This is a genomic window from Spiroplasma alleghenense (assembly GCF_003363775.1).
In the GTDB taxonomy this organism is placed as follows: domain Bacteria; phylum Bacillota_I; class Bacilli_A; order Mycoplasmatales; family Mycoplasmataceae; genus Spiroplasma_B; species Spiroplasma_B alleghenense.
The window spans coordinates 258,456-282,030 of the sequence record NZ_CP031376.1; the positions used below are offsets into that span (position 1 = coordinate 258,456).

The following is a 23,575-nucleotide window of genomic DNA, read 5'->3' on the forward strand; positions in this document are numbered from 1 at the left end:
AATACTATTCTTAATTTTTTCAATTATAATTAAATTAGTTAATTTGATGTCAAAGATTTTATTAACAAAAGGAGAAGCTTATGGAAAAAAATATTTTTGACATCATCGTTATTGGGGCTGGTCATGCCGGAGTTGAGGCTGCCTTAGCTGCTGCTAGATTAGGAAAAGATGTCGGTCTGTTTAATTTATACGAAGATAAAATAGCGGCAATGCCTTGCAATCCTTCAATCGGAGGACCAGCAAAAGGGATTGTTGTTAGAGAAATTGATGCTCTTGGTGGAGAAATGGGAAAAGCAGCTGATGCGACTGCATTGCAAATGAAATTGCTTAACTCATCGCGAGGTCCCGGAGTTTGGGCATTAAGAGCGCAATCAGATAAAATTGAATACTCAAAGTACATGCAAAAAATAGTAAAGCAACAAAAAAACTTAACAATGATTGCTAAAATCGTTGAGGACTTTATTATCGAAGAAAATCAAATAAAGGGAATCGTAACTGATAAAAAAGAAATATTTTTAGCAAGTGTAGTAATCTTAACAACTGGTACTTACTTAAAAAGTCAAATATTACGCGGACAAGAAAATTATACAGCTGGTCCAAATGATGAAAAAACAACAACAGGAATTAGCTCAGCTTTGAAAAAGGCTGGGTTAGATTTGATGCGTTTCAAGACTGGAACGCCTCCAAGAGTTAAAAAAAGTTCAATCAATCTAGCAAAACTAACCGTTGAACCAGGAACTGATATGCCTTTGAGTTTTAGCGAAAGCACAAAAAATTACTTGAAAATTAATGACCAAGAAGTTTGTTATTTAATTCATTCAACTCCAGAAACAAAAAAAATTATTCAGGATAATTTGGAATTCTCAGCAATGTACTCAGGAGAGGTTCGCGGAGCTGGTCCAAGATATTGCCCAAGTTTTGAAGACAAAATTGTGAGATTTTCAGACAAAGATCAGCACCAAATATTTTTAGAACCAGAATCAAAATCGATGGACACATTTTATGTTCAAGGATTTTCTACTTCAATGCCAATAGCAATTCAAGAAAAAATGCTAAAAAGTTTGCCTGGTTTTGAAAATGTGGAAGTTGATAAATGAGCTTATGCGATAGAATATGATTGTCTAGATCCAATGCAACTAAATTTGAGTCTTGAACTTAAAAAAATAAAAAACCTATTTACTGCGGGACAAATAAATGGAACAAGTGGTTATGAAGAAGCTGCAGGTCAGGGACTAATTGCGGGAATTAATGCAGTTAGAAAGTTAAATAATGCGGAGCCATTAATTTTAGGAAGAGATGAAGCTTATATTGGAGTTATGATTGATGATTTGATCAACAAAGGTACTATTGAACCATACCGTCTATTAACAAGTCGAGCCGAAAGAAGATTGCTTTTAAGAAATGATAATTCAGAACAGCGTTTAAAAAAATACGGTTATGATATTGGTTTAATTCCTGAATTAGAATGACAAAATTTTTTACAAAGCGAACAAGTGAAAGCTAATGCGGTGGAAGCTTTAAAATCAAATAGATTTGGACCAAAATCAGATTTAGCGATTGAATTAGCCACAACAAATCAGGCTAACTTAGTTAATGGTTTGAGTGGTTATGAAATATTAAAACAACCTGGTGTAAGTATTCAAACTTTGGTAAAATATATAAGTGAATTAAAAGAACTATCTCTAAATTGTCTTCAAAGCGTTGTTATAGAATGTCGATTTGAAGGATATGTTAAAAAAGAACAGCAAACAGTTGAAAGATTAAAAAAATTAGAAGCTAAACAAATTCCACTAGATTTAAATTATGATTTAGTTGAAAATTTAGCAATTGAAGCAAAACAAAAATTAAAAAAAATTCGACCACTTTCGATTGGTCAAGCTAGCAGAATTTCGGGTGTGAATCCAGCAGATATTCAAATGTTACTATTTTATTTAAAAAAACAGTACAATAAATAATTTAGAAAAGGGGTTTTTATGTCGAATCTTACCAAAAAGCAAAAGTCCAATAAAAGAACAAATAAGGTATTTGAATTTTTAACTTTGTTTAGTTTGGTTTTCGGCCTAATGGTAGGATCTGGTATCTATTTAAAAAACAGGAATACCGCAGGAGGCGTTTTAGGAGAAGCGGGACAAAATCCTTATTTAGCGATTACAATGTGATTGGTAATAGGATTGGTTTCCACTTTAATGATTTTAGTTTTCGTTGAAGCGGCTTCATCTACAAAAAATCAAGGTCACTCAACAATTCAGACTTGAGGTTCAAAATTTCTTGGTAGAAGAGTGGGTTCTTTCTATGCAATTTTTTTCATAATGTTTTATGTGCCTGTTCTCTCGGGAATTGGGGCTTTGTTCTCTGTTAAGACAATAATTGATGCAACAGATAAATTGGTTGGTGAACAGTGACTAAGTCACGAAGGTAAATTGGCAATTCAAGGAAGCTTTGCTATTTTAATGATGATCGGATTCATGGTTTTAAATATGTTAACAACCAAACCGGGTCATTTGATTCAAACTATTTTTACATTTTTTAAATTTATTCCTCTTGCTATTGTGATAATCGGTGGATTTATTCTGAATTTTCAAGGAAATGACAATGCTTTTGATAACAGCAGCGGGGAATGGAAAACTGAATACTTTTTCTTAACGATGGCTCCAATATTGTTTTCTTTTGATGGGTTTATCTTTGCCGCAGCCCTTCAAAAGGATGTTGAGCACAAGGAAGTAGTAGCTCCGGGATTATTTTTTGGAGTACTTGGAGTATCATTGTTCTATGTTTTAATCTCGATTGCAATTTTCTTCGGTAGTGTTGATGGAAATGTTTTTACACTTTTTGATAACCTATTTCAAAAGGCTCCTGGTTGATCTTTCTTCTTTAAATCAGTAGTTGCTTGTACTATTATGACGATTGTAAATGGATATAGTATAGTTGGACCAAAGGGGGTTCAAGCAAGTATGGATGATAATTTAATATTTAATAAGAAAGATAAAATTGTTTCCCATAGAGTTGCTGCTGTCATTCAAGGGATTATAAGTTTGTCTATCGTCTCTTTATTGATTACTTGCTCGGTTATTATAAATAATAATCTAATTGATATCATTGATTTCACTTCAAATACTATAACCGTGATGGCTTTTACGATTTATCTATCGGTTTTAATCGGAGTGCTTGTTAATAGAAAAACAAAAAGGGTTGAAGTAGAAAAGGTCAAAGGAGTTTACTGATTTGCCGCTTTTCCAATTTTGTTCTTAACGGTTTCGATGAGTTATGTCTATTTTGATTTATTCAAAAAATTTAGCAGTGTTGAAACAATGTTTGACCCCCTATTTTTCATATTTTCTTTAGTAGTAATGTTTATTTTGTGGGGGGCAAATGAAAAGCTCTTAAAAAAATATAACAGCCAAAAAGAAATTTCAAAATTAGTTAAATAATCAACTTCTAATTATTAATATTTTAAAAGTCCAAAAGGGGCTTTTTTTCATTTTTTTAAGATTTATTCGATTACTAATAATTGTTGGTAATATAATGTTTTTTTTGATAAAATTAAATTATGAGTAAATTTGAAAATTGAGGACTGTTTGATAAAATTTTAAACGTCCAACTGAGCGAAAAAATAAAAGAACAATTAAATAAATATTTTGATTTTTTAGTTAGTGAAAATCAGAAATATAACTTAACATCAATAACGGATTCAGAAGCCGTTTATCAAAAGCATTTTTTAGACTCGCTCTTTTTTTCAAATAACTTTTTACTAAAAAATCAGAAAATTTGTGATATTGGAACGGGAGCGGGATTCCCTGGGGTAGTTTTAAAAATATTTTATCCCGAATTAGAAGTTCACTTAGTTGAAAGTAACAATAAGAAAATTCATTTTTTAAATGAGCTTATTAAAATTTTAGATTTAAAAAATATTACAACTCATTACGAACGAGCAGAGGATTTTTGTATTAAATTTAGAGAACAATTTGATGTTGTGATTTCAAGAGCGGTTAGCGAATTAAATGTACTTTTAGAATTGGGATCTCAACTTATCAAGATTTCTGGTAATTTTATTTGCTTGAAGGGTCCTAGAGCAGAAGAAGAAATTAAAAATTTAAATAATAAAGAAAAAGAATTAGGTTTACAATTCGAGTCAAAAGATTTACAAAATGATGATTATTTAGGAACAAGAATAAATTTGGTTTACAAAAAAATTAGTCACACCCCAAAAAATTATCCTCGTCAGTATGCTCAAATTAAAAAGAAACCGTTAGGAAAATAAGATATAATAAGTATGTTATGTAAGAGAGGATAAAATATGGGAAAGATAATTTCGGTTGCTAACCAAAAAGGTGGAGTGGGTAAAACTACTACATCAATTAGTCTTGCGTGTGGTCTAGCAATGCAGGGCAAAAAGGTCTTATTAATAGATTTAGACCCACAATTTAATGCTTCAACTGGAATAGGGGTTGATATTGATAATTCAACCAAAAGTATGTACAATGTTTTAATTGGCCAAGAAACCTTGGAAAATATTATAATTAAGAATCTTAAGCCGGGAGTGGATCTAGCACCCAGTTCAATAGATTTGGCTGCAGCAGATCTTTACCTTTTAGAGCAAAAGGATAATAATCAAAATATTTTAAAAAAACAATTGGAAAATATTAAAGATAATTATGATTTCATAATTATTGATTGCCCACCAAGTTTGGGTTTAATAAATAGAAACGGTCTTTCAAGTAGTGACTCTGTTTTAATTCCAATTCAAGCCGAACATTATGCCATGCATGGTGTGGCCCAGCTTTTAAGAACAATAAAAAAAGTAAAAGAAACAATAAACCCTAGATTAACAATTGAGGGAGTTTTAGTGACGATGTTCGATTCTCGTACTAGACTGGCACATGATATTTTAGAAGAAGTTAGAAAAACTTTCGATACAAAAGTATATAGTTCATATATTCCAAGAAATATCAGAATCTCAGAGTCTTCCCTAGAAGGTAAATCAATTTTCGAACACGATCCAAAAGGTCCTGGGGCATTAGCCTACGGCGACTTTGTCAGAGAGGTAATAGAACAAAATGGCAAATAAGAAATATAAATTTAAAGGATTGGATGAAATTTTTGGCGAAAGTGTTAGTGACATGGTTAACAATATTGAGGGAAATCCCAATAATACAACTGTACCTAAGACAAAAGTTTTACTAGATAATTTAAAAGTAAACCCCTTTCAGCCAAGAAGAATTTTTAATGATACTGAAATTAATGAATTAGCTGAGTCAATAAAAATTCATGGAATTATACAACCAATTATTGTTAGAAAGCATAAGAATGATTATGAAATAATTGCTGGTGAAAGACGAAGCCGTGCTGCAAGAATTGCTGGATTAGTAGAGGTTCCTGTCGTAATATTGGAAATTGATGATAAGCAAATGCAAGAGTTTGCTATTATTGAAAATATTCAAAGAGTTGACTTGCTAGATATCGAGGAAGCCATTGCTTACAAAAAATTAGTAGATATTTTAGGTCTAAAGCAAGAAGAAATTGCTCAAAGAGTGGGAAAATCAAGAAGTCATGTCGCTAACATAATGCGTCTTCTAAATCTGCCACAATATGTTCAAGATGCTTTAATGGCAAACGGTATTTCGATGGGTCAAGCCAAACCGTTATTAACAATTTTAAGCCAAGAAGATAAATTAAAAACTATTTTCGAAGAAATCATGGCTAAAAATTTAACTGCTCGTGATGTTGAAAATTTAGTAAAAAAAGCGACATTTAAAAATGAATCATCAGAAGAGCAAAAAGAAAAAGATGTTCATTTAGAAGCAGTTGAAAAAATTGCGATGCGAAAATTGGGAACCAAGGTTACTATTGATAGTGGCAAAATTACAATCCGCTATGAGGGTAATCAAGATCTAAATCGAGTTCTAGAAATATTGGGGTTAAATAATGAAATTTAAAATCGGAGACATTGTCACTTTAAGAAAGCCTCACCCAAGTAAAACTGAAAAATGAGAAATAATTAGAGTGGGCATAATATATAAATTAAAGAGCCTTTCGGTTGAAAATTTGATAATAGAGTTAAAACCAAAGGTTTTTGAAGGTAATGCCACAATAGTAGAAAGTAGTGAATAAGTATGAGTTTAAAAGTTGGTATTGTTGGTTTGCCTAATGTTGGTAAATCGACACTTTTTAATGCAATAACAAATTCAAAAGTTGAGGCCGCTAATTATCCATTTGCAACTATTCAACCTAATTTTGGAACAGTTGCTGTGCCTGATTCAAGACTTGATAAAATGGCTGAAATTATGAATAGTAAAAAAATTGTCCCAACTACAATTGAATTCGTTGATATCGCTGGATTAATTGCTGGAGCAAGTAAAGGTGAAGGTTTGGGGAATGCATTTCTTGCAAATATTAGAGAAACAGATTTAATTTGTGAAGTTGTAAGATGTTTTGATGATAAAAATATTACTCACGTTGAAGGTAGTGTTGATCCAATTCGCGATATTGAAATAATCAATTTAGAGTTGATTTTAGCTGATGAAGCAACAGTAAAAAAACGTCTTGAAAGAATTGAAACAAAAGCCAAAAGTAGTAAAGATAAAGATTTAATTGCCGAAGTTGAACTGTTAGTTCGTTTACGTGATTGTCTAGCAGATGGTAAATTATTGAATACTTTAGAATACAACGATGATGAAAGTAAAATTCTAAGATCATTTCAGTTGCTGACTTGTAAAAAATTTATTTATGTTGCCAATGTTGCTGAGACAGAAGTTCAAACAGAAAATGCATATGTTAAAAATCTTAGAGATTTTGCATCTCAAAATAATGCTTCAGTAGTTAAAATTAGTGCTCGAATTGAAGAAGAACTTTCTGAATTGGATGCAGAAGACAAAAAAGCATTTTTAAATGAACTAGGAATTGAAAATTCTGGTCTTGATGATTTAATAGCAATGGCTTATAAAACTTTGGATTTACAAACATTTTTTACAGTTGGTCCTCAAGAAGCTCATGCCTGACAATTTCCTAAAGGTTCAACAGCACCTCAAGCAGCTGGAATTATTCATACAGATTTTGAAAAAGGATTTATTAAAGCAGATGTTTATAATTGTGAAGATTTAATTAGTTTGGGTTCAGAACAAAATGTTAAAACTGCCGGTAAGATGAGACTTGAAGGAAAAACTTATATTTTAAATGATGGAGATGTTTGCTTCTTTAAATTTAATAATTAATCCACAAGGTGGATTTTTTTAATTTAATTTGGTTTTTAAGATTAAATGTTTATAATTATTTAAAAGAAGAGGTATTTTAATGTTTCGAATCGGTCAATCAACAGATATTCACAACCTAGTAGCTGGTGATCATATAATTTTAGGTCAAACCAAAATTACTTGTCCCTTAAAAGTTGAAGCCATCAGTGATGGTGATGTTTTAACCCATGCGATCTGTGAGGCTATTATTGGAGCTCTCGGCCTTGGGGATTTAGGAGATCACTTTCCTGAGGGCGAACAGAAACAGGGATTTTCGTCTATTAAAATTATAGAATATTGTAATAAACTTTTAGAATTGCGAAATTATGAAATAGGAAATATTGACAGCTTAATTATTTTGGACTCGCCAAAATTAAGCGAACACAAAATTAATATAAGAAATAATTTGACAAAGCTTTTTAAATTGAAATCAGAGCTTTTAAATATAAAGGCAACAACAAGTGAGCGGAATTTTACGAATATAATTCAAGTCAACGCCGTTGTAATACTAAAGGAGATAAAATAAAATGAAAAAAGTAAGACTAAGATATGCGCCCAGCCCAACTGGATACTTACACATCGGAAACACAAGAACAGCACTAATGAACTATTTATTTGCAAAGCATTATAAAGGTGATTTTATTGTTAGAATCGAAGACACTGATTTGGAAAGAAATGTTGATGGAGCAATCGAATCTCAGTTTGATAACATGAACTGACTAGGAATTTTTGCTGATGAAAGTTTTTTAAAACCAGCTGAAGGTTTTGGTAAGTACAAACAATCTGAGAAATTTGAACTCTATGAAGAAATCGCAAATCAACTACTGAAGGATAAAAAAGCATATAAGTGTTTTTGTTCATCTGAGGAGTTAGAAGCTGATCGTGAAAAACAATTAAGTTCAGGTAACCCTGCACCTCAATATAATAAAAAGTGTGCTAATTTAACTCAAGAACAAATCAATGAGTTTGAGCAAAAAAATATTTTACCAAATATTAGATTTTTAGTCCCAAGTAACAAAGAATATAAAACTATTGACCTTGTTCGTGATGAGGTAACTTTCAATTCTAAAGAAATTGGGGATTTTGTAATTTTAAAATCAAACAAAATAGCCACATATAACTTTGCTGTTGTCGTTGATGATATTGACATGAAAATAACTCATGTAGTTCGTGGAGAGGAACATATTTCAAACACTCCAAGACAATTGATGATTTATGAGGCCTTAAACGCCGAACCTCCGGTGTTTTGTCACCTTACTTTAATTGTGGATGAAACTCACAAAAAGCTTTCAAAAAGAAGTGGTAATGAAATGTTCTTTATTTCACAATATAAATCACAAGGTTATTTGCCTGAAGCTATGTTTAACTATATTGGATTACTGGGTTGGTCGCCACCAGGAGAAGTTGAAATTTTTTCAAAAGAAGAGTTTATTAAAATTTTTGATGAAAAACGTTTTTCAAAATCTCCAAGTACTTTTGATGTTAATAAATTAAAATGAATTAATTCCCAATATATGAAAAAAATAAGTGATCAGGATTATTTATTATTTATCAAAGAGTTTGTCGATGAAAAAAGATTTAATTTATCAAAATATGATACCAATACAATTGATAAAATAATGTTATTATTTAAGCGAGAAATTGATTTTGGAGTGCAAATTAATGACCATTTAGACCTATTTTTTAATGAACATTCAAAAATGGATGAAGCAACAAAAGATACTTTAAAAGAATTGGGAAATATTAATGAAGTGAAAAAATTCATTTTAGAAGAATTTGAAAAAATTAAAGACTGAAATGAAGAAGCGATTAAATTAATTATTAAATCCACCGGAATTCAATTAAATCGTAAGGGCAAAGAATTATTTATGCCTATTAGAATTTTAACAACTGGTTTTGAACATGGACCAGAACTTGCTAAAACAATTGAGATTTTGGGAAAAGATAGAATTTTGGCAAATATTGCCAAAAAATCATAAGGAGTTCAATGAGTAATTTCAATAAATTTATCAGAGATAGTGTGCACGGTGATATTCATTTACAAGAAAAAATTATTTATGAATTAATAAACACCTATGAATACCAAAGATTAAGAAGAATTACACAGCTTGGTGGAGGACAATTTGTTTTTCCTTCCGCCAATCACACCAGGTTCTCTCACGGATTAGGGGTTTATCATTTAATATGTAAATTTTTAGAAAATAGTGGTTTTGACACTTTACCCGAAATGCAAAAAATTGAGGTTAAAGTTGCGGGATTGCTTCACGATATTGGTCATGGACCATTTTCACACTCTTTTGAGGGTGTAACTGGAACAAAACACGAAGAATTTTCCCAAGAAATAATTACTGGGGCGACCGAAATTAATGAGATTTTATTAAAATATAAAGTAAATCCCGAAAATGTCGCCGCAATCATCGGAGGGGTTCATAAAAATCCAATTTTAAACTCACTTGTAAGTAGCCAACTTGATGCTGATCGCCTAGATTATTTGACTCGTGATAGTTATAATTGTGGAGTTAATTATTCAAAATTGGATATTGATTGAATTGTTCGCCATGCAACAGTGGTTGATGATAAAATAGTTTACCCCCAAAAAACAGTTTATGCAATCGAATCTTATTTATTGGGTCGTTACCATATGTATCAACAAGTTTATCGACACCCAGTTTCGATTTCGTTTGATGTTATTTTAAAAAAATGATTCAAAAGATTGACTGATCTATTTAATCAAGGATTTAAATTTTTAAACCAAGAAGATGTTAAATTATTTGAGGCATTCTTTTTGAAGCAAAAAATATCTCTTGAAAATTATCTAAAATTGGACGATTATACTTTAATTGATTTTATTAAGAAATGTTCAAAAGAAAATGATAAAATATTAGCGGATTTGAGCCTAAGAATCATTAAAAGAGATTTTTTTGGTTACTTTACCGAGACCGAATACCAAAGCGTTGAGGATAAAATTCAAAAGTTGAACCTTGACAGTGATTATTATCTAGAAAAATTAACTTTAAGTTCAGTAGCAATGTATAATCATGATAATAAGGTTTCAAAAGATGAAACAATTTATATTGTTGATAAATTTGGCAAAATAGTTGGTTTAGAAAAAGTTTCTCAAATCGCTGCAATTAAAGACTTTAGTAAAGATAAAAAATTAAATTCAGAAAATATATATATTTTTCCTAAAATAATGTAAAATAGTGATTGTTAGAGGTGTAAAAAATGGCTATAAAATTATCAAATATTGAAATGGCATACGAGTATTTAAAAAATAATAAAGAAAGTGCTAATTTTGAAGAAATTTGAAATAGTATCGCAAATGAAATTCATGAAGACAATGTCAAAAAAAATGAAATCATTGCGGAATTATATACAGACTTGGTTTTAGACAATCGCTTCGCATTAACTTCTTCGGGAGAATGGGGATTACGTGATTATTTAAAATTTGATGATGTTAAAAAGCAATACGACTATGTAGATAAATTTGAAACAACTGAGGAATTTGAAGATTTAGATGCTTACTTAGCGACTGATATTTATGATACAGATGACAATGAAAATAGTGGTCCAAAAGTTATTAGAGAAATAGATCATGACGATTTAGATATTGATGAAGACTATTTAGACGATGATGATGACGATGATGATGACGATTCAGATGAGTCAATTGACGAAGATATCTATGATGATATTGATAACTAATTATTAATTTTAATTGTCGTAATTTTTACGACAATTTTACTTTTATAGGAGGAAATTATGACAAAGTATATTTTTGTAACCGGAGGAGTTGTTTCTGGATTAGGAAAGGGAATTACGGGTAGTTCTCTTGGAGTTTTATTAAAAAGTAGTGGTGTGAAAGTTTTCATGCAAAAATTTGACCCCTACTTAAATGTAGATCCAGGAACCATGAGTCCTTACCAACATGGTGAAGTTTATGTTACCGAAGATGGGGCTGAAACAGATCTTGATTTAGGCCACTATGAAAGATTTATTGATGAAAATCTGAGTAGAAATTCAAGCGTAACTTCAGGAAGAATTTATCTTTCGGTATTAGAAGCTGAAAGAAGAGGGGATTGAGATGGAAAAACTGTCCAAGTTATCCCTCATATTACAGATGAAATTAAGAAAAAAATCTATTTGGCTGGAAAAACTGGTGCCGATGTTGTGATTACTGAAATCGGGGGAACGGTTGGTGATATTGAGTCGCAACCTTTTATTGAAGCTATTCGTCAAGTAAGAATGGAATTGGGAAAAGAAAATGTAATGTTCATTCATGTTCCGCTTCTACCTTACTTAAGAGTAAGTGGAGAACACAAAACCAAACCAGTACAACACTCGGTAAAGGAAATGCTAAAATTAGGAATTCAACCAGATGTCATTGTAGCAAGAACCGAGACAACTATTGGTGATGAAGTTAAAGAAAAAATATCACTATTTTGCAACATTCCATTTGAAAATGTAATTGTGGCCCCTGATGAAAGTTCCATTTATAAAGTGCCAATTACTTTATTTGAGCAAAATCTTCATAAAATTGTTGCCAAGCAACTGGAAATAAAAATGAAAGCTACTAAAATTGATCACTGAAATAACTTCTTAACTAAGTTAAAAAACGCTAAAGAAGAAGTTGAAGTTTTTGTAGTCGGGAAATATGTGGAATTAAAAGATGCTTATTTATCGGTAATTGAGTCTCTACATATTGCTGGATTAGAAAATGGCTATAAAGTAAAAATTAGCTGAATTCAGTCAGCTGATTTAAACGAAAATAATTATAAAGAAATTTTAAAAAATGCAAAAGGAATTTTGGTTCCTGGTGGTTTTGGAAAAAGAGGAATAGTTGGTAAAATTTTAGCAGCTCAATTTGCTCGCGAAAATGATATCCCTTATTTAGGAATTTGTTTAGGAATGCAAGTTGCCACTGTAGAATTTGCCAAAAATGTTTTAAATTTAGAAAGCCCAAATTCTACTGAGTTTGATGCCAATACACCAAATCCAATAATTGATATTATAAAAGGTAAAGATATTCAAAATTTAGGTGGAACTTTACGCTTGGGATTATACAAAACTAAACTTAAACCAAAAAGTTTAGCTCAAAAGCTTTATAAAAATGATTTTGCATTTGAAAGACATCGTCACCGCTATGAATTTAATAATGATTATCGTAAACAATTTGAGGCAGCAGGAATGGTTTTTTCAGGAGAATTTGTCGACCAAAATTTGGTTGAAATAATCGAAATTCCGTCTAAAAAATTCTTTATTGCGGCCCAATATCACCCAGAATTCACTTCAAGGCCTAATAAACCAAATCCGTTATTTAATGGCTTTATTCAAGCAATAATTAGTAATTAATATTGTAAATTTATTATAAAAAAGTTTATAATTAAAGAGATGAGAAAAGAGGAAGAAAATGTCAAAAATTTATCACAAACGTCTAGTAAATGCAGACGCAATGGTTAAAGCAGCTCACAAAAACAAATATGCAATTGGGCACTTTAACATCAACAACTTAGAATGAACAAAAGCAATTCTAAGTGCAGCTCAGGAAACAAAAACTCCTACTATTATTGCAACTTCAGAAGGTGCAATGAAATATATGGGAGGTCCAGCAACTGTTGTTGGGTTAGTAAATGGTTTATTAGATGAACTAAATATTACTGTACCAGTAGCTTTACACTTAGATCATGGACAATCAGTTGAAATGGCTAAAAAATGTATTTTAGCTGGTTATTCATCAGTAATGTTTGATGGAAGTCACTTCCCATATGCTGAAAACTTAGCAAAAACAAAAGAAGTAATTGATTTTGCTAAAAAATACGAAGTATCAGTTGAAGCTGAAATTGGTTCAATTGGTGGAGAAGAGGATGGAGTTGTTGGAAACGGTGAACTTGGAGATCCAACTGAAGCTGGAGAAATGGCTAAAACAGGTATTTCAATGCTTGCTGCTGGAATCGGAAACATTCACGGAAAATACCCAGAATGATGAACTTCACTATCTTTTGAAACTTTAGAAAAATTGCAAAGCGCCGCTAAAATGCCAATGGTATTACACGGTGGAAGCGGAATTCCTCAAGACCAAGTTAAAAAAGCAATTTCACTTGGAATTTCAAAAATTAATGTAAATACAGAATTACAATTAGCATTTAGAGATGCAACAAGAAAATACATCGAAGAGAAAAAAGATTTAGATGACGCTGGAAAAGGATTTGATCCACGTAAATTACTTGCCCCAGGTTACAAAGCATTAGTTGATACTTTTAAAGAATTAACCGGATGATTTGGAAGCCAAGGAAAAGCTTAATTAAAAAACAACTTTTAAAAGTTGTTTTTTAATGTAACTTAAAATTTATTAAATTTTTTATAGAAATATAACAAAAAAGTGGTATTATTAATTTTGGTACTATAAACATAGTTAAGGAGTGTAAACTATGCCAAGAAAAGATATTCATCCAAAGTATTTTGATGCAAAATTTATTTGTACAACTTGTAGTAACGAATTTGTTGGAGGTTCAACAAAAGGGGAAGAAATCAGATTAGATACTTGTTCTAACTGTCACCCTTTCTATACTGGAAACCAACAATACAGTAATGCTGCTGGACGTATTGAAAGATTTAACACAAAATTTGTGAAAAAAGAAGAAACTGCTAAAAAAATTGCAATGGATTCTGAAGCTCAAAAAGCACAAAATGCTAAAACAAAAAAAGCTACAAAACCAGAAGCTTAATTTTAAAGGACCTAAATTAGGTCCTTTCTTTAATTTAAATGCAAAATCCAAGTTATAATAAGAATGAAGGTGGTTATCTATGAGTATTAAATTTGAAAATGTTAAAGTTACGACAAAAAAACAAAAACAATGATACTTGAATTTTAAGGCTGACTCAGGCAAGGTAACCAGTTTTATTTGCGATGATCGTTTAATTAAATCAGAGTTTAAAAATATTATGAAGGGTTTAGGTCACGTAAGTGCAGGAAGAACCCTAATTAATGGTAATGATATGATTAACTATAAGTTGAATCGTAACCAAATTTCTGACTTGACAAAAGATAGTTATATTGAAAGGATTATTCCGCCACGTTTAAATCTTTTTCTTTCCTTACTTTTCAATCGAGATTTTATTAGGGATAGTAGAACTAAAATAATAAAAGCGCGTTATGACTATTTGTCATATAAAACTTCAAAAAATAATCAAACCGACCTTAAAATGCGTCAAGAAATTCAAAAAATCATTACTATTTTTATTGAAAATTCTATTAAGGTTGAAAAAGAATTGCTGGAGATATTTTTTAAGCAAATTACAGATTTTAATAACCAAAGAGCTGACAGTAAGATTAGTCAAGTAAGTGGTAATTTATCAATATTACTAAAAAGATTCAACCTATTAAAAGAATTAAACGCCAATAAGGAGCTTTACCTGACATTTATGCAATCTTTGTGGGATAAAGTTTACGCCTTTATTGAATTGAGATATTCTTGTAACTGTGAATACAATAGCGGTAAAATTAAGAAAAAAGTTTCAAGAAAACTCCGCTTTTATGAGCACGAATGAATTGTAAAAGAACAACTAAAGTTAATTGATTTAGAAGTAACCCAATTAAAATCTTCAATTCAACATAATAAAATTGAAATAAAAAATTTGGCCAGAAAAATAAATAAAATTTTAAATGGTTATAAAAAGCTTGATGGGCAGGTTGGAATTCAATTAGTTGCAGACTTAAAAGTTTGAAATAACCTATCAGCTGATCAAAGATTTGAGTTTCGTCGTAAACAAGAAAACCTATTTTTTAAAATACTGCTAGATGAATCTAATATTATCAAGGGTAAAATTGTTGAAATTATTCATGATTACCATGAATTAGTTTTAAATAATCAAACCGAACAAGGAGATAAAGCAAACTTTAAATCAATTTGTAAAATTAAAAGATCACAAGTTCCTAGTCTTTATTCGCTTTCTCACTCATGAACAGAAGATGTTTTAAACAAATTGGAAATCAAATTTGACTGGTTTATTAGTTCGTTTAAGATTAGTTCTTTAGCCCAAATCTATTTGCAAATTTTAAGAGCTATCCACTTAAAGAAAAAGAATATTATTATTGATAATAAATTTCATTTGCTTACTAAAAATGATGCAAATTTGTTAACAAATACCATTAAGAGAATGAATGCTTTCTTCCCAAAGATATCGATTATAATTTTGGAAAATAATTTTAAGAATCTAATTAATCTTAAAGATGAATTTTATCTTATAAATGAAAATGACCTAACTAAAATTGTTTTAGAAGATGAATTTAATAATCCCGAAAGCCAATATTTATCAGAATTTGATGAAAAGTATTTCAAAATTCCTGCTACCTTACAAAAAAACAATTTAAATATTGTTGACCAAAGTATGAAATTATCAAAAAAATATTCAGATCAAGAATTTAATAAAATTAATATCAATCCATTTCAAGTATTATTATTAGAAGATAACAAGGCTAAAAATTTTGTATCCTTTATTGCAAAAATAAAAAATGTTTCAGAATTTATCGATTCAAACCTTTATGTTGCCGAGATTAGCCCTAATGTTTCAACTTATTTTTACCAGAAAGAAAAGATTAATGAAAATAAATCTGTGAAAATAGCAATTCCTGAATCTGCAGTTATTTTACCTAAGGAGAACTAAATGAGAGAAAATTATAAGATTTTAGAAGAGAAAATAAAAAAATTTAGAACCATAATTATTGCAAAACACGTTCATCCAGATTTTGATGCAATCGGAAGTGCCTTTGGTTTAAAATCAATTATAGAAGATAACTTCGAATCAAAAGAAGTATTTGTAGTTGGTTCAACAATTGATGGTGGTCTTTATGAAAATCCAAAATTGAATGACCAATTAATCAGCGAATCACTACTGATAACTTGTGATACCGCTAATCGAGAAAGAATTGATTTTGATTCATTTGATAGTGTAAAAGAAGTATTTAAAATCGATCATCATGTTGATGGTGATGATTTTGCCAGCAACGAATTAATTGATAAAACAGCAATTGCTTGTTGCCAAATGATTACAATTTGAGCTAATTCGTTAGATTTAATTATTTCCCCAATTGCTGCAAATCACTTATTTAAAGGAATAATAACTGATTCAAATAGATTTATGTATGAAAATACGAACGCTCAAACTTTTGAAGCTGCAGGTATTTTGATTAATGCCGGGGCAAAATTTACAGAAATTTACGATAGTCTTTATATTAGAAATTGAAAAGTTCAAAAGTGAATAAATTATTGCTTTGCAAAAGCAGAGTTAAAAAATGATATTGCTTATATCAAAGTTTTAAGAAAAGAATATATTGATTTGGGTCTTTCCTTGGAGGAAGTTAAATCTTGCTTAGGGAGTATTTGTGGTATCCAAGAAGTTAAGATTTCTATTTTAGCAATTGAAGTTGAAAATGATATCAAACTTTCTCTTAGAAGTTCAATTTTTTCGGTTAACCAGATAGCAAAAAAATTTAATGGTGGAGGTCACCGTTTGGCAGCAGCATGTAAAATAAAATCTTGAGAAGAATTTGAAGAGGTTCTTCAAGAAGCACAAAAAATTATTAAAAGTGAGGAAAAAAATGTTAAATAAAAATTTACAAAAAAAAGTCGGATGAATTGAATTAATAACTGGATGTATGTTTGCGGGTAAAACCGAAGAGTTCATTCGTCGTTTACGCCGTCATAGTTATGCTAAAAGAAATGTTATAGCTTTTAAACCAATTATGGATGATCGATATTCAGTTGATAAAATTTCGTCTCACTCCGGAACCCAATTGGAGTCATACCCTGTTAAGAATAGTTTGGAAATTATCAAGAAAATAAATGAGCTAGATAAGACTAAAAAAATTGATGTAATTGGAATTGATGAAATTCAATTTTTTGACGAAGGTGTAGTTAATTTAGTGCAAGAATTTGCAGACAAGGGTATAATAGTTATTGTTAATGGATTGGATAAAGATTTTAAGTGCGAACCATTTAAAAATGTAGATCAATTACTGGTTCAAGCGGAGTTTGTTGATAAATTATTAGCTATATGCCACAGTTGTGGTTCGAATGCAAATAGAACTCAAAGAATAGTTAATGGTAAACCAGCGGCAGCGAATGAACCTATTATTTTAGTTTCAGGTGAGGAACAATATGAAGCTCGTTGTCGTCACTGTTACATTAGACCAAAATAAGGAGAAAATATGAATAGTAAGACACTAGAAGCATTACAAGTAATGCAGAAACGAATGCAGCAAATTGATGCTGATTTACAAAATGAAGATATCCTAAGAGATATTAAAAAAATTACAGAACTTAACAAAGAACGTTCAAACCTCGAGGAACCTGTAGAATTATTAAAAAAATTCGAAGCAAATATTAACAACATTAAAGAGGCTCGCGAAGTTTTAGAAAATGAAAAAGATCCTGAATTAAGAGAAATGGCAAAAGCTATTTTAGAAGAAGAAGAGGTAAAAACTCCTGGAATAGAATCGGAAATTGATTTAATTTTAATGCCAAAAGATCCAAATGATGATAAAAATGTAATTGTAGAAATCCGTGGAGCTGCTGGTGGAGATGAAGCCAACATATTTGCCGGGGATTTATTCAAAATGTACACAAAGTACTGCGAAAAAAATAATTGAAAAATTGACTTGCTTGACACTTCTCCATCAGAAGCGGGAGGATTCTCTCAAATTTCTTTCATGGTTAAAGGTAACAAAGTATTTTCAAAATTAAAATTTGAATCAGGAAGCCATAGAGTTCAAAGGGTACCGAAAACTGAATCAAAGGGAAGAATTCAAACTTCTACTGCAACGGTTGTTGTCTTGCCCGAGGTAAGTGATATTGAGGTTGAAATTAAACCATCAGATCTTAGAATTGATACTTATCGTTCTGGGGGAGCTGGAGGGCAACACGTTAATACAACTGATTCAGCTGTAAGAATTACTCATATACCAACAGGGGTTGTTGCATCTTCTCAAGACGGAAGAAGTCAACACGACAATAAAGACATTGCAATGACAATGCTACGTGCAAGAATTTATGAAGCAGAATTAGAAAAACAAAATTCTGAAACTGCTGGAATGCGTAAAAGTGCAGTTGGTACTGGGGCTCGTAGTGAAAAAATTAGAACTTATAACTATGCCCAAAATCGAGTAACCGACCACCGAATTAATTTAACTCTTCAAAAATTGGATCAAGTTATGGAAGGCGCGATTGAAGAATTTATTTCAGAATTAATAAACAATGAGCAAAAAGAGAAAGTGGCTCAACACCTCCAATAGATGTTAATCAGTGAATTTGCAAAAAATAAGGACATTGATTTTAAAAATAAAGATGAAATCAAAGCTTTTAATCAGATTGCCTCTCGAATATTAAATTTTCAAGCAAAAGATTTAATAACAAAATGAGATTATGAACTTTCAAAAAAAGAAGTTACTAATTTTTCAAAATACTGACATCGTTTTCTTCAAGGAATGCCGCTAGCTTATATAACAAATACTAGTTATTTTTACAATAGTGATATTTATGTAGATAAAAGAGTCTTGATTCCGAGATTGGAGACCGAACTTTTAGTAGAGGAAGCCATTAATTTCAGCAAAATCCATTTCAGCAAAGAAATTCCAATTTTGGCAGACATTTGCAGCGGCAGTGGAGCAATTGGTGTGAGTTTTTTGACCGAAATCGAAAATGCTTTTGTTTTTGCAAGTGATATATCAAAAAAAGCGCTGAAAGTAGCTAAAAAGAACTATGAAAGATTTGATAAAGAATCGTATTCAATTAATCATGGTGATTTTTTAAAACCCCTTATTAAATCTCAAATTAAAGCCAATATAATAATAATTAATCCCCCATATATTAGTAGAAATGATGTAAATATCAGCGAATCAACAATTAAATTCGAACCTCATCTTGCATTATTTTGCGAAGATGAAGGCATGTTTTTTTATAATCAATTTTTTAAATTATGAAAACAGGTAGTTAATTTGGAGAAGCCATTTATGATTGCTTTAGAATTCGGTTTTAATCAGAAGGAAAAAATTGAAACTTTGGCTAAAAAACACTTGAAAGATTTTAAATGAGAAATAAAAAAAGACTATTTTAAAAACTGGAGATATTTAATAATTAGTTAGGAGTGATAAGATGGAAAAAATTGATTTGGAAAATATAACTCCAAGGAAAAGTTATTTCAGCATTATCACTCTTATTATTTTTTTCTCAGTAATAATTTCAGTTCCTTCAATTGTTTTTATTTATATCACATATGCCAACATAAACTTAAAGCTATATACTGAAAGTTATGATTTAATTAAACCAATTATTTCACCAAGATTATTAAATCCTGATAAAATTTTTATTTTTCAATGAATAGGATTTTCTTGCTTTTCATTCTTCTTAATAATGATGTTATTTGTTGGAGTTTTATTTAATAACCGAAAAATATCTGTTAATAAAAAAATCGTTTATATTTCTTTTATACTTTTAATGTTGATAGCATGAATTTCTTTTATTAGTGTTGCTCAAAATGAATATGCCAATTTTCAACTTTTTTTTAAATATCAGAATCTAACAAATTATTATGAAAATAGCAATTATCCTGAAGATAATCGAGAAGCATGAATTGCCATGGAAAATATTAAAAAACAATTTACAATCAACTATGATAATAATTATATATTTGGATGACTTTCAAATAACAATGTTTGATGAATGCTATTTGCTCAACTCTCAGTTGCAATTATTTCATTTATTACTTTGCAAGATCACTTGTTTAAAAAGACAGATATTGAAGAAAACATTGATAGAATAATTAAGATAAATATTAAAAAAAGCGAATTTGGAGATTCATTTATCAAAAAAATATATAATCGTTTATTTGTAGTAACTGAGAAAAATATTTCCTTGTTAATGATTATTTCTTCGACTCTGTTAATTTTGCCACAGTTAATTTACACAATCGCAATCTCTTCGGGAGAAAGTGCGGTTTCTAGTTTTGCAAATTGAAATTACTTAGTTCCCAAAATAGTTACTGACGACCAAAATTTTCAAGAATATATTAAGTTAGCTGAAAATCAGCCGTTCTCATTTTTTACCCTAATTCAGTTACCGGTAATTGCGGTTGGCCTAACAATGTCGACAATGATAATTTTTATAGCAATTTATTTTAAAAATGACAAATATACTGATGGTCTCTACTTGGCGCAATTTGTAATCTTTATTGGGGAATTATTTTTCACAATAATTGTTACAGTGATTTCAAAATATCAATTACAGCATCTAGAAAACATTTGAAACCAAGATTCAGGAATCAAAAAAAGCTTTTTAGATTTGTACAATAGTTTTCAAAAATCAGAAACATTAGAAGGTGATCATAAAATTTTTTATAACAACTTTTTTAACTTAGTCTTTGGTAAAGATGCCATCTTTAGAATACTATTTATTGATTTAAAATCAGATTCACCAAAAATAAATAGCTTATGACTAAGCTCTAGTCAATACATTGCTGAATCAATAATTTCATTTTCATTTGCAGTTGTTGCAACAGCGGTTATTGGTAATAAGATGCATTTAATCCGTAAAGAAAAAAATAAATTATTACAAGAACACGGGACCGAATAGGTCTTTTTTTTGTATAATATTAAGAGATTGAGGAATTTTTATGAAAAAATCGGATATAAAGTTAGCAATTAATCTTTTGAAAGAAAATCAGGTAGTAATCATACCTACAGACACAATTTATGGTATTTCGGCTTTAGCAAGTGAAGAAAACCGAGTTAAAATAAATAAAATTAAAAAAAGCGACCTTAGCAAGCCTTTAATTACTTTAGTTAGTAGCATTAAACAAATTCCAGAGAGCGTAAAAATATCTCAGGAGCTAATTAATATTTTAAAATCAAAAGAACCCACAACTGTTATTATCCCTTTAACGAACTCTAAAAATACCTTAGCTGTAAGGCTGGTTAAAAAAAAATATTTGAAGAAAATAATCAAGAAGGTTGGACCGATATTTTCAACAAGTGCTAATTTTTCAAAAAATGATTATGTTGAAGATAAAGAGATATTTGAGAGTTTAGGAATAAAAATTGAAAAGGTGTTTTATTCTAAAAAGCTTAATAATAGGCCCTCTACAATAATAAATTTTATAGATAAGTCTAAAAAAAGATAAAGTATATAATACCAAACATTACTACTCATTGCAACAATAATCGTTAAAAAACGACAAATATATGTTATAATTATAAATGAAGTATGGAGGGTCTATCTATGAATAATAAAACTAAAAAGGCCGCTTTAGAAAAGAATTACAAATACAATCGTCCTGAAAACGAAGTTAAAAATTCAAAAAGTGGTTTTGATAAAAATAATAAAAATTCAGATAAAACTGCTCGTAATGGAGGTTTAAATTTGAAAACAATTTCAATTGATGAGGTAATCGATTCTTTAAGAAGTGTTCACAACAAAAAACAATTTTTTGCACTATTGGGAAACCAAGAAGAAGTTGGCAATGAGATATTTAACATTAAATCAGGAGCTGGATCGGTTAACATAATTAATATAGAGGCTAAAAAAGTTTATCTGTATAACGGACCTTTTTCTTTTTTCTTAAAACAATTTATAAATCACATGCCTGTTGTAAAAATTGAAGATAAGAAAGTTCTTTGGGAAAGAATCTCGGTTTTACTATCAGCTTTAAACTATGGTAAGGGAGACGCTGACTTTTGTTACGATTTTGAAGAGAGCCTGGATTTTGATGACCCATTAGAGGCAATTAGACTTGAATTTAACGAGGTATTTGAGGCCTATGCTTATCGTGAACCACTAGTAATTTTAATTCGCGATTTCAGAGGATTGGAATTTGAAGATGTTAATTCAATGGTTTCTTTTGTAACAACAATTTTTAGCCGCGTACCAAACATAAAAGTATTGATCGAAATTAACCCTAATTTAATCACAGCTCACTATCAAAATTACATAAGTGATTATATTCAAAATTGATATACACTTTTTGACGGTTTAATTGACTGCCGCAATATTTTGGAGCCAGCAGAATTTGATAATAATGAAACTATTTTCTTTGAACAATTTGATGACTTCATTGAAAAAACTCAACCAATGAAATTAGAAGAAGAAAAAGTTAGAGAGCCAGTCTTGGCTGTTTGTCCTCCAAAACCAGATTGAAAAGAAGATGAAATTGCAAAAGAAATTGCAGATCAATTGGTCCAAGAAACTGTTGAACTACCTAAGAAAAGTCCTAAAATCGAAAAAATATTGAATGTGAAAATACCTGACTTTAGCGTCGAAAATACTATAGAGATTCCTTCAGAAAGTATGGAGAGATTTGAGGAATTAAAAGCCCTAGAATCTGTTAGAAACAAAAAGCAAAATATCAAAAATAATCAAGCAGAAGAAGAAACAAAAACTATTAGCAAATTGAATCTAGGACCTCTATTTGGGGACTACACCATGGAAATGGATGACGAAGAAGAATTACCGGTTATAAAAGAACCAAAAATTGCCCGTTCATCATTCCTGCGACGTAGTGACGGAGTTGAGCAAACTATATTTGACCCTGAAATTTTAATGGACTCAGTAAACACAGACAATGGTCGTGCGGGATTTCAAAATCCTTTTAAAAACAAAAAATAAAAGTAACGTTAAATTATCATTAGAAAGGTAAGATTTATATGTTTGTAGCTGTAGCGGTGATTTCATGAGTAATTGTATTTATTGCATCTATAATTTTCATTGTTGGTGGAATTGTTATTTTGATATCCGGAAATCTTGAAGAAGGAAATTTCTTAGAATCTTGAAAAAACTTTTTATATAATCAGGTACTTGGAGTCAAAGCTTTAGATCCTGGAACAGACCCGGCATGAGGATATGAATTTTTCAACTTTATCTTACCAATTCTTTATGTAGTATTTGGGGCAGTTTTGATTAGCATTTGCATAATAGAATTTGTTAGAATTAAAAAACGCCAAAAAATATCATTACCTTTTATTAAGGTTTTAATAATACTTGTAATTATTGTTTGTTTCATTTTTGGAAACCTATTTGCAATTGTATCAGCAATTTTATTAATAGTTGCTCTTGTGATGATGGAGATAATTTTATTTGATGTAGAAGCAATTAATAACTATTCAGAAGAACGAAATTTAATGATTATATACAAAGAAGAGAAGAAGTTTGAAAAAGAAGTTAACAAAGAGGGGCGTCGAAGCTGGAAAAAACGTTTCGGTACTTGAGATTCTAAAAAAGAAATGGGAACTAACAAATACAAAAAAACTTATTTCGAAGATGAAAAAGAATGATAATTTCGATTTTTGTAAGAAAGGAATGCTA

At 30.1% G+C, this 23,575-nt stretch carries 23 protein-coding genes; all 23 read left to right on the forward strand.

Annotated features, from left to right (window positions below; all coding sequences use genetic code 4):
- The first annotated feature begins 80 nt into the window (after positions 1–80).
- The 23 genes from mnmG to SALLE_RS01320 all read left to right on the forward strand — a co-directional run bounded on the left by mnmG (position 81) and on the right by SALLE_RS01320 (position 23,547).
- Positions 81–1,955 (forward strand): tRNA uridine-5-carboxymethylaminomethyl(34) synthesis enzyme MnmG, encoded by a 1,875-nt coding sequence (gene mnmG / locus SALLE_RS01210; RefSeq protein WP_115557820.1) that lies wholly within the window; start codon positions 81–83, stop codon positions 1,953–1,955.
- 18 nt (positions 1,956–1,973) lie between these two features.
- Positions 1,974–3,428, forward strand: a complete 1,455-nt coding sequence (locus tag SALLE_RS01215) for an APC family permease (RefSeq protein WP_115557821.1) — start codon at positions 1,974–1,976, stop codon at positions 3,426–3,428.
- Positions 3,429–3,547: 119 nt separating this feature from the next.
- Positions 3,548–4,258 (forward strand): 16S rRNA (guanine(527)-N(7))-methyltransferase RsmG, encoded by a 711-nt coding sequence (rsmG, locus tag SALLE_RS01220; RefSeq protein ID WP_115557822.1) that lies wholly within the window; start codon positions 3,548–3,550, stop codon positions 4,256–4,258.
- Between the two features lie 36 nt (positions 4,259–4,294).
- Positions 4,295–5,065: a ParA family protein gene (locus SALLE_RS01225; RefSeq protein WP_115557823.1), complete on the forward strand. Its 771-nt coding sequence runs from the start codon at positions 4,295–4,297 to the stop codon at positions 5,063–5,065.
- Positions 5,055–5,933, forward strand: a complete 879-nt coding sequence (locus SALLE_RS01230; protein WP_115557824.1) for a ParB/RepB/Spo0J family partition protein — start codon at positions 5,055–5,057, stop codon at positions 5,931–5,933. Before SALLE_RS01225 ends, SALLE_RS01230 begins: the two co-directional genes overlap by 11 nt.
- Positions 5,923–6,108, forward strand: a complete 186-nt coding sequence (locus SALLE_RS01235; RefSeq protein WP_115557825.1) for a DUF951 domain-containing protein — start codon at positions 5,923–5,925, stop codon at positions 6,106–6,108. Before SALLE_RS01230 ends, SALLE_RS01235 begins: the two co-directional genes overlap by 11 nt.
- 2 nt (positions 6,109–6,110) lie before the next feature.
- Positions 6,111–7,208: a redox-regulated ATPase YchF gene (gene ychF / locus SALLE_RS01240; RefSeq protein ID WP_115557826.1), complete on the forward strand. Its 1,098-nt coding sequence runs from the start codon at positions 6,111–6,113 to the stop codon at positions 7,206–7,208.
- Between the two features lie 79 nt (positions 7,209–7,287).
- Positions 7,288–7,752 (forward strand): 2-C-methyl-D-erythritol 2,4-cyclodiphosphate synthase, encoded by a 465-nt coding sequence (gene ispF, locus SALLE_RS01245; protein WP_115557827.1) that lies wholly within the window; start codon positions 7,288–7,290, stop codon positions 7,750–7,752.
- Between the two features lies 1 nt (position 7,753).
- Entirely contained in the window at positions 7,754–9,205 is a 1,452-nt protein-coding gene (gene gltX, locus SALLE_RS01250; RefSeq protein WP_115557828.1) for a glutamate--tRNA ligase, read from the forward strand.
- Positions 9,206–9,213: 8 nt separating this feature from the next.
- The gene (locus SALLE_RS01255) at positions 9,214–10,425 is read left to right on the forward strand and encodes an HD domain-containing protein (RefSeq protein ID WP_115557829.1); all 1,212 of its coding nucleotides are present in this window, start codon (positions 9,214–9,216) and stop codon (positions 10,423–10,425) included.
- A gap of 26 nt (positions 10,426–10,451) precedes the next feature.
- Positions 10,452–10,931, forward strand: a complete 480-nt coding sequence (rpoE, locus tag SALLE_RS01260) for a DNA-directed RNA polymerase subunit delta (protein ID WP_115557830.1) — start codon at positions 10,452–10,454, stop codon at positions 10,929–10,931.
- A 54-nt stretch (positions 10,932–10,985) separates the two neighbouring features.
- Positions 10,986–12,578: a CTP synthase gene (locus SALLE_RS01265; protein WP_342768167.1), complete on the forward strand. Its 1,593-nt coding sequence runs from the start codon at positions 10,986–10,988 to the stop codon at positions 12,576–12,578.
- 58 nt (positions 12,579–12,636) lie between these two features.
- Complete coding sequence (gene fba / locus SALLE_RS01270; RefSeq protein ID WP_115557832.1) at positions 12,637–13,527, forward strand: class II fructose-1,6-bisphosphate aldolase; 891 nt, start codon at positions 12,637–12,639, stop codon at positions 13,525–13,527.
- Positions 13,528–13,654: 127 nt separating this feature from the next.
- Complete coding sequence (gene rpmE / locus SALLE_RS01275; RefSeq protein ID WP_115557833.1) at positions 13,655–13,951, forward strand: 50S ribosomal protein L31; 297 nt, start codon at positions 13,655–13,657, stop codon at positions 13,949–13,951.
- A gap of 79 nt (positions 13,952–14,030) precedes the next feature.
- A complete protein-coding gene (locus tag SALLE_RS01280; RefSeq protein WP_115557834.1) occupies positions 14,031–15,890 on the forward strand; it encodes a hypothetical protein in 1,860 nt (619 codons plus the stop codon).
- Positions 15,891–16,835 (forward strand): DHH family phosphoesterase, encoded by a 945-nt coding sequence (locus tag SALLE_RS01285; protein WP_115557835.1) that lies wholly within the window; start codon positions 15,891–15,893, stop codon positions 16,833–16,835.
- The gene (locus SALLE_RS01290) at positions 16,825–17,424 is read left to right on the forward strand and encodes a thymidine kinase (RefSeq protein WP_115557836.1); all 600 of its coding nucleotides are present in this window, start codon (positions 16,825–16,827) and stop codon (positions 17,422–17,424) included. Before SALLE_RS01285 ends, SALLE_RS01290 begins: the two co-directional genes overlap by 11 nt.
- A 9-nt stretch (positions 17,425–17,433) precedes the next feature.
- The gene (gene prfA / locus SALLE_RS01295) at positions 17,434–18,516 is read left to right on the forward strand and encodes a peptide chain release factor 1 (protein WP_115557837.1); all 1,083 of its coding nucleotides are present in this window, start codon (positions 17,434–17,436) and stop codon (positions 18,514–18,516) included.
- Entirely contained in the window at positions 18,517–19,365 is an 849-nt protein-coding gene (gene prmC / locus SALLE_RS01300; RefSeq protein WP_115557838.1) for a peptide chain release factor N(5)-glutamine methyltransferase, read from the forward strand.
- Positions 19,366–19,375: 10 nt separating this feature from the next.
- A complete protein-coding gene (locus tag SALLE_RS01305; protein WP_115557839.1) occupies positions 19,376–20,851 on the forward strand; it encodes a hypothetical protein in 1,476 nt (491 codons plus the stop codon).
- Positions 20,852–20,891: 40 nt separating this feature from the next.
- Positions 20,892–21,398, forward strand: a complete 507-nt coding sequence (locus SALLE_RS01310; RefSeq protein ID WP_115557840.1) for an L-threonylcarbamoyladenylate synthase — start codon at positions 20,892–20,894, stop codon at positions 21,396–21,398.
- A 98-nt stretch (positions 21,399–21,496) separates the two neighbouring features.
- Positions 21,497–22,879 (forward strand): hypothetical protein, encoded by a 1,383-nt coding sequence (locus SALLE_RS01315; RefSeq protein ID WP_115557841.1) that lies wholly within the window; start codon positions 21,497–21,499, stop codon positions 22,877–22,879.
- Between the two features lie 38 nt (positions 22,880–22,917).
- The gene (locus SALLE_RS01320; protein WP_115557842.1) at positions 22,918–23,547 is read left to right on the forward strand and encodes a hypothetical protein; all 630 of its coding nucleotides are present in this window, start codon (positions 22,918–22,920) and stop codon (positions 23,545–23,547) included.
- Positions 23,548–23,575: the final 28 nt, after the last annotated feature.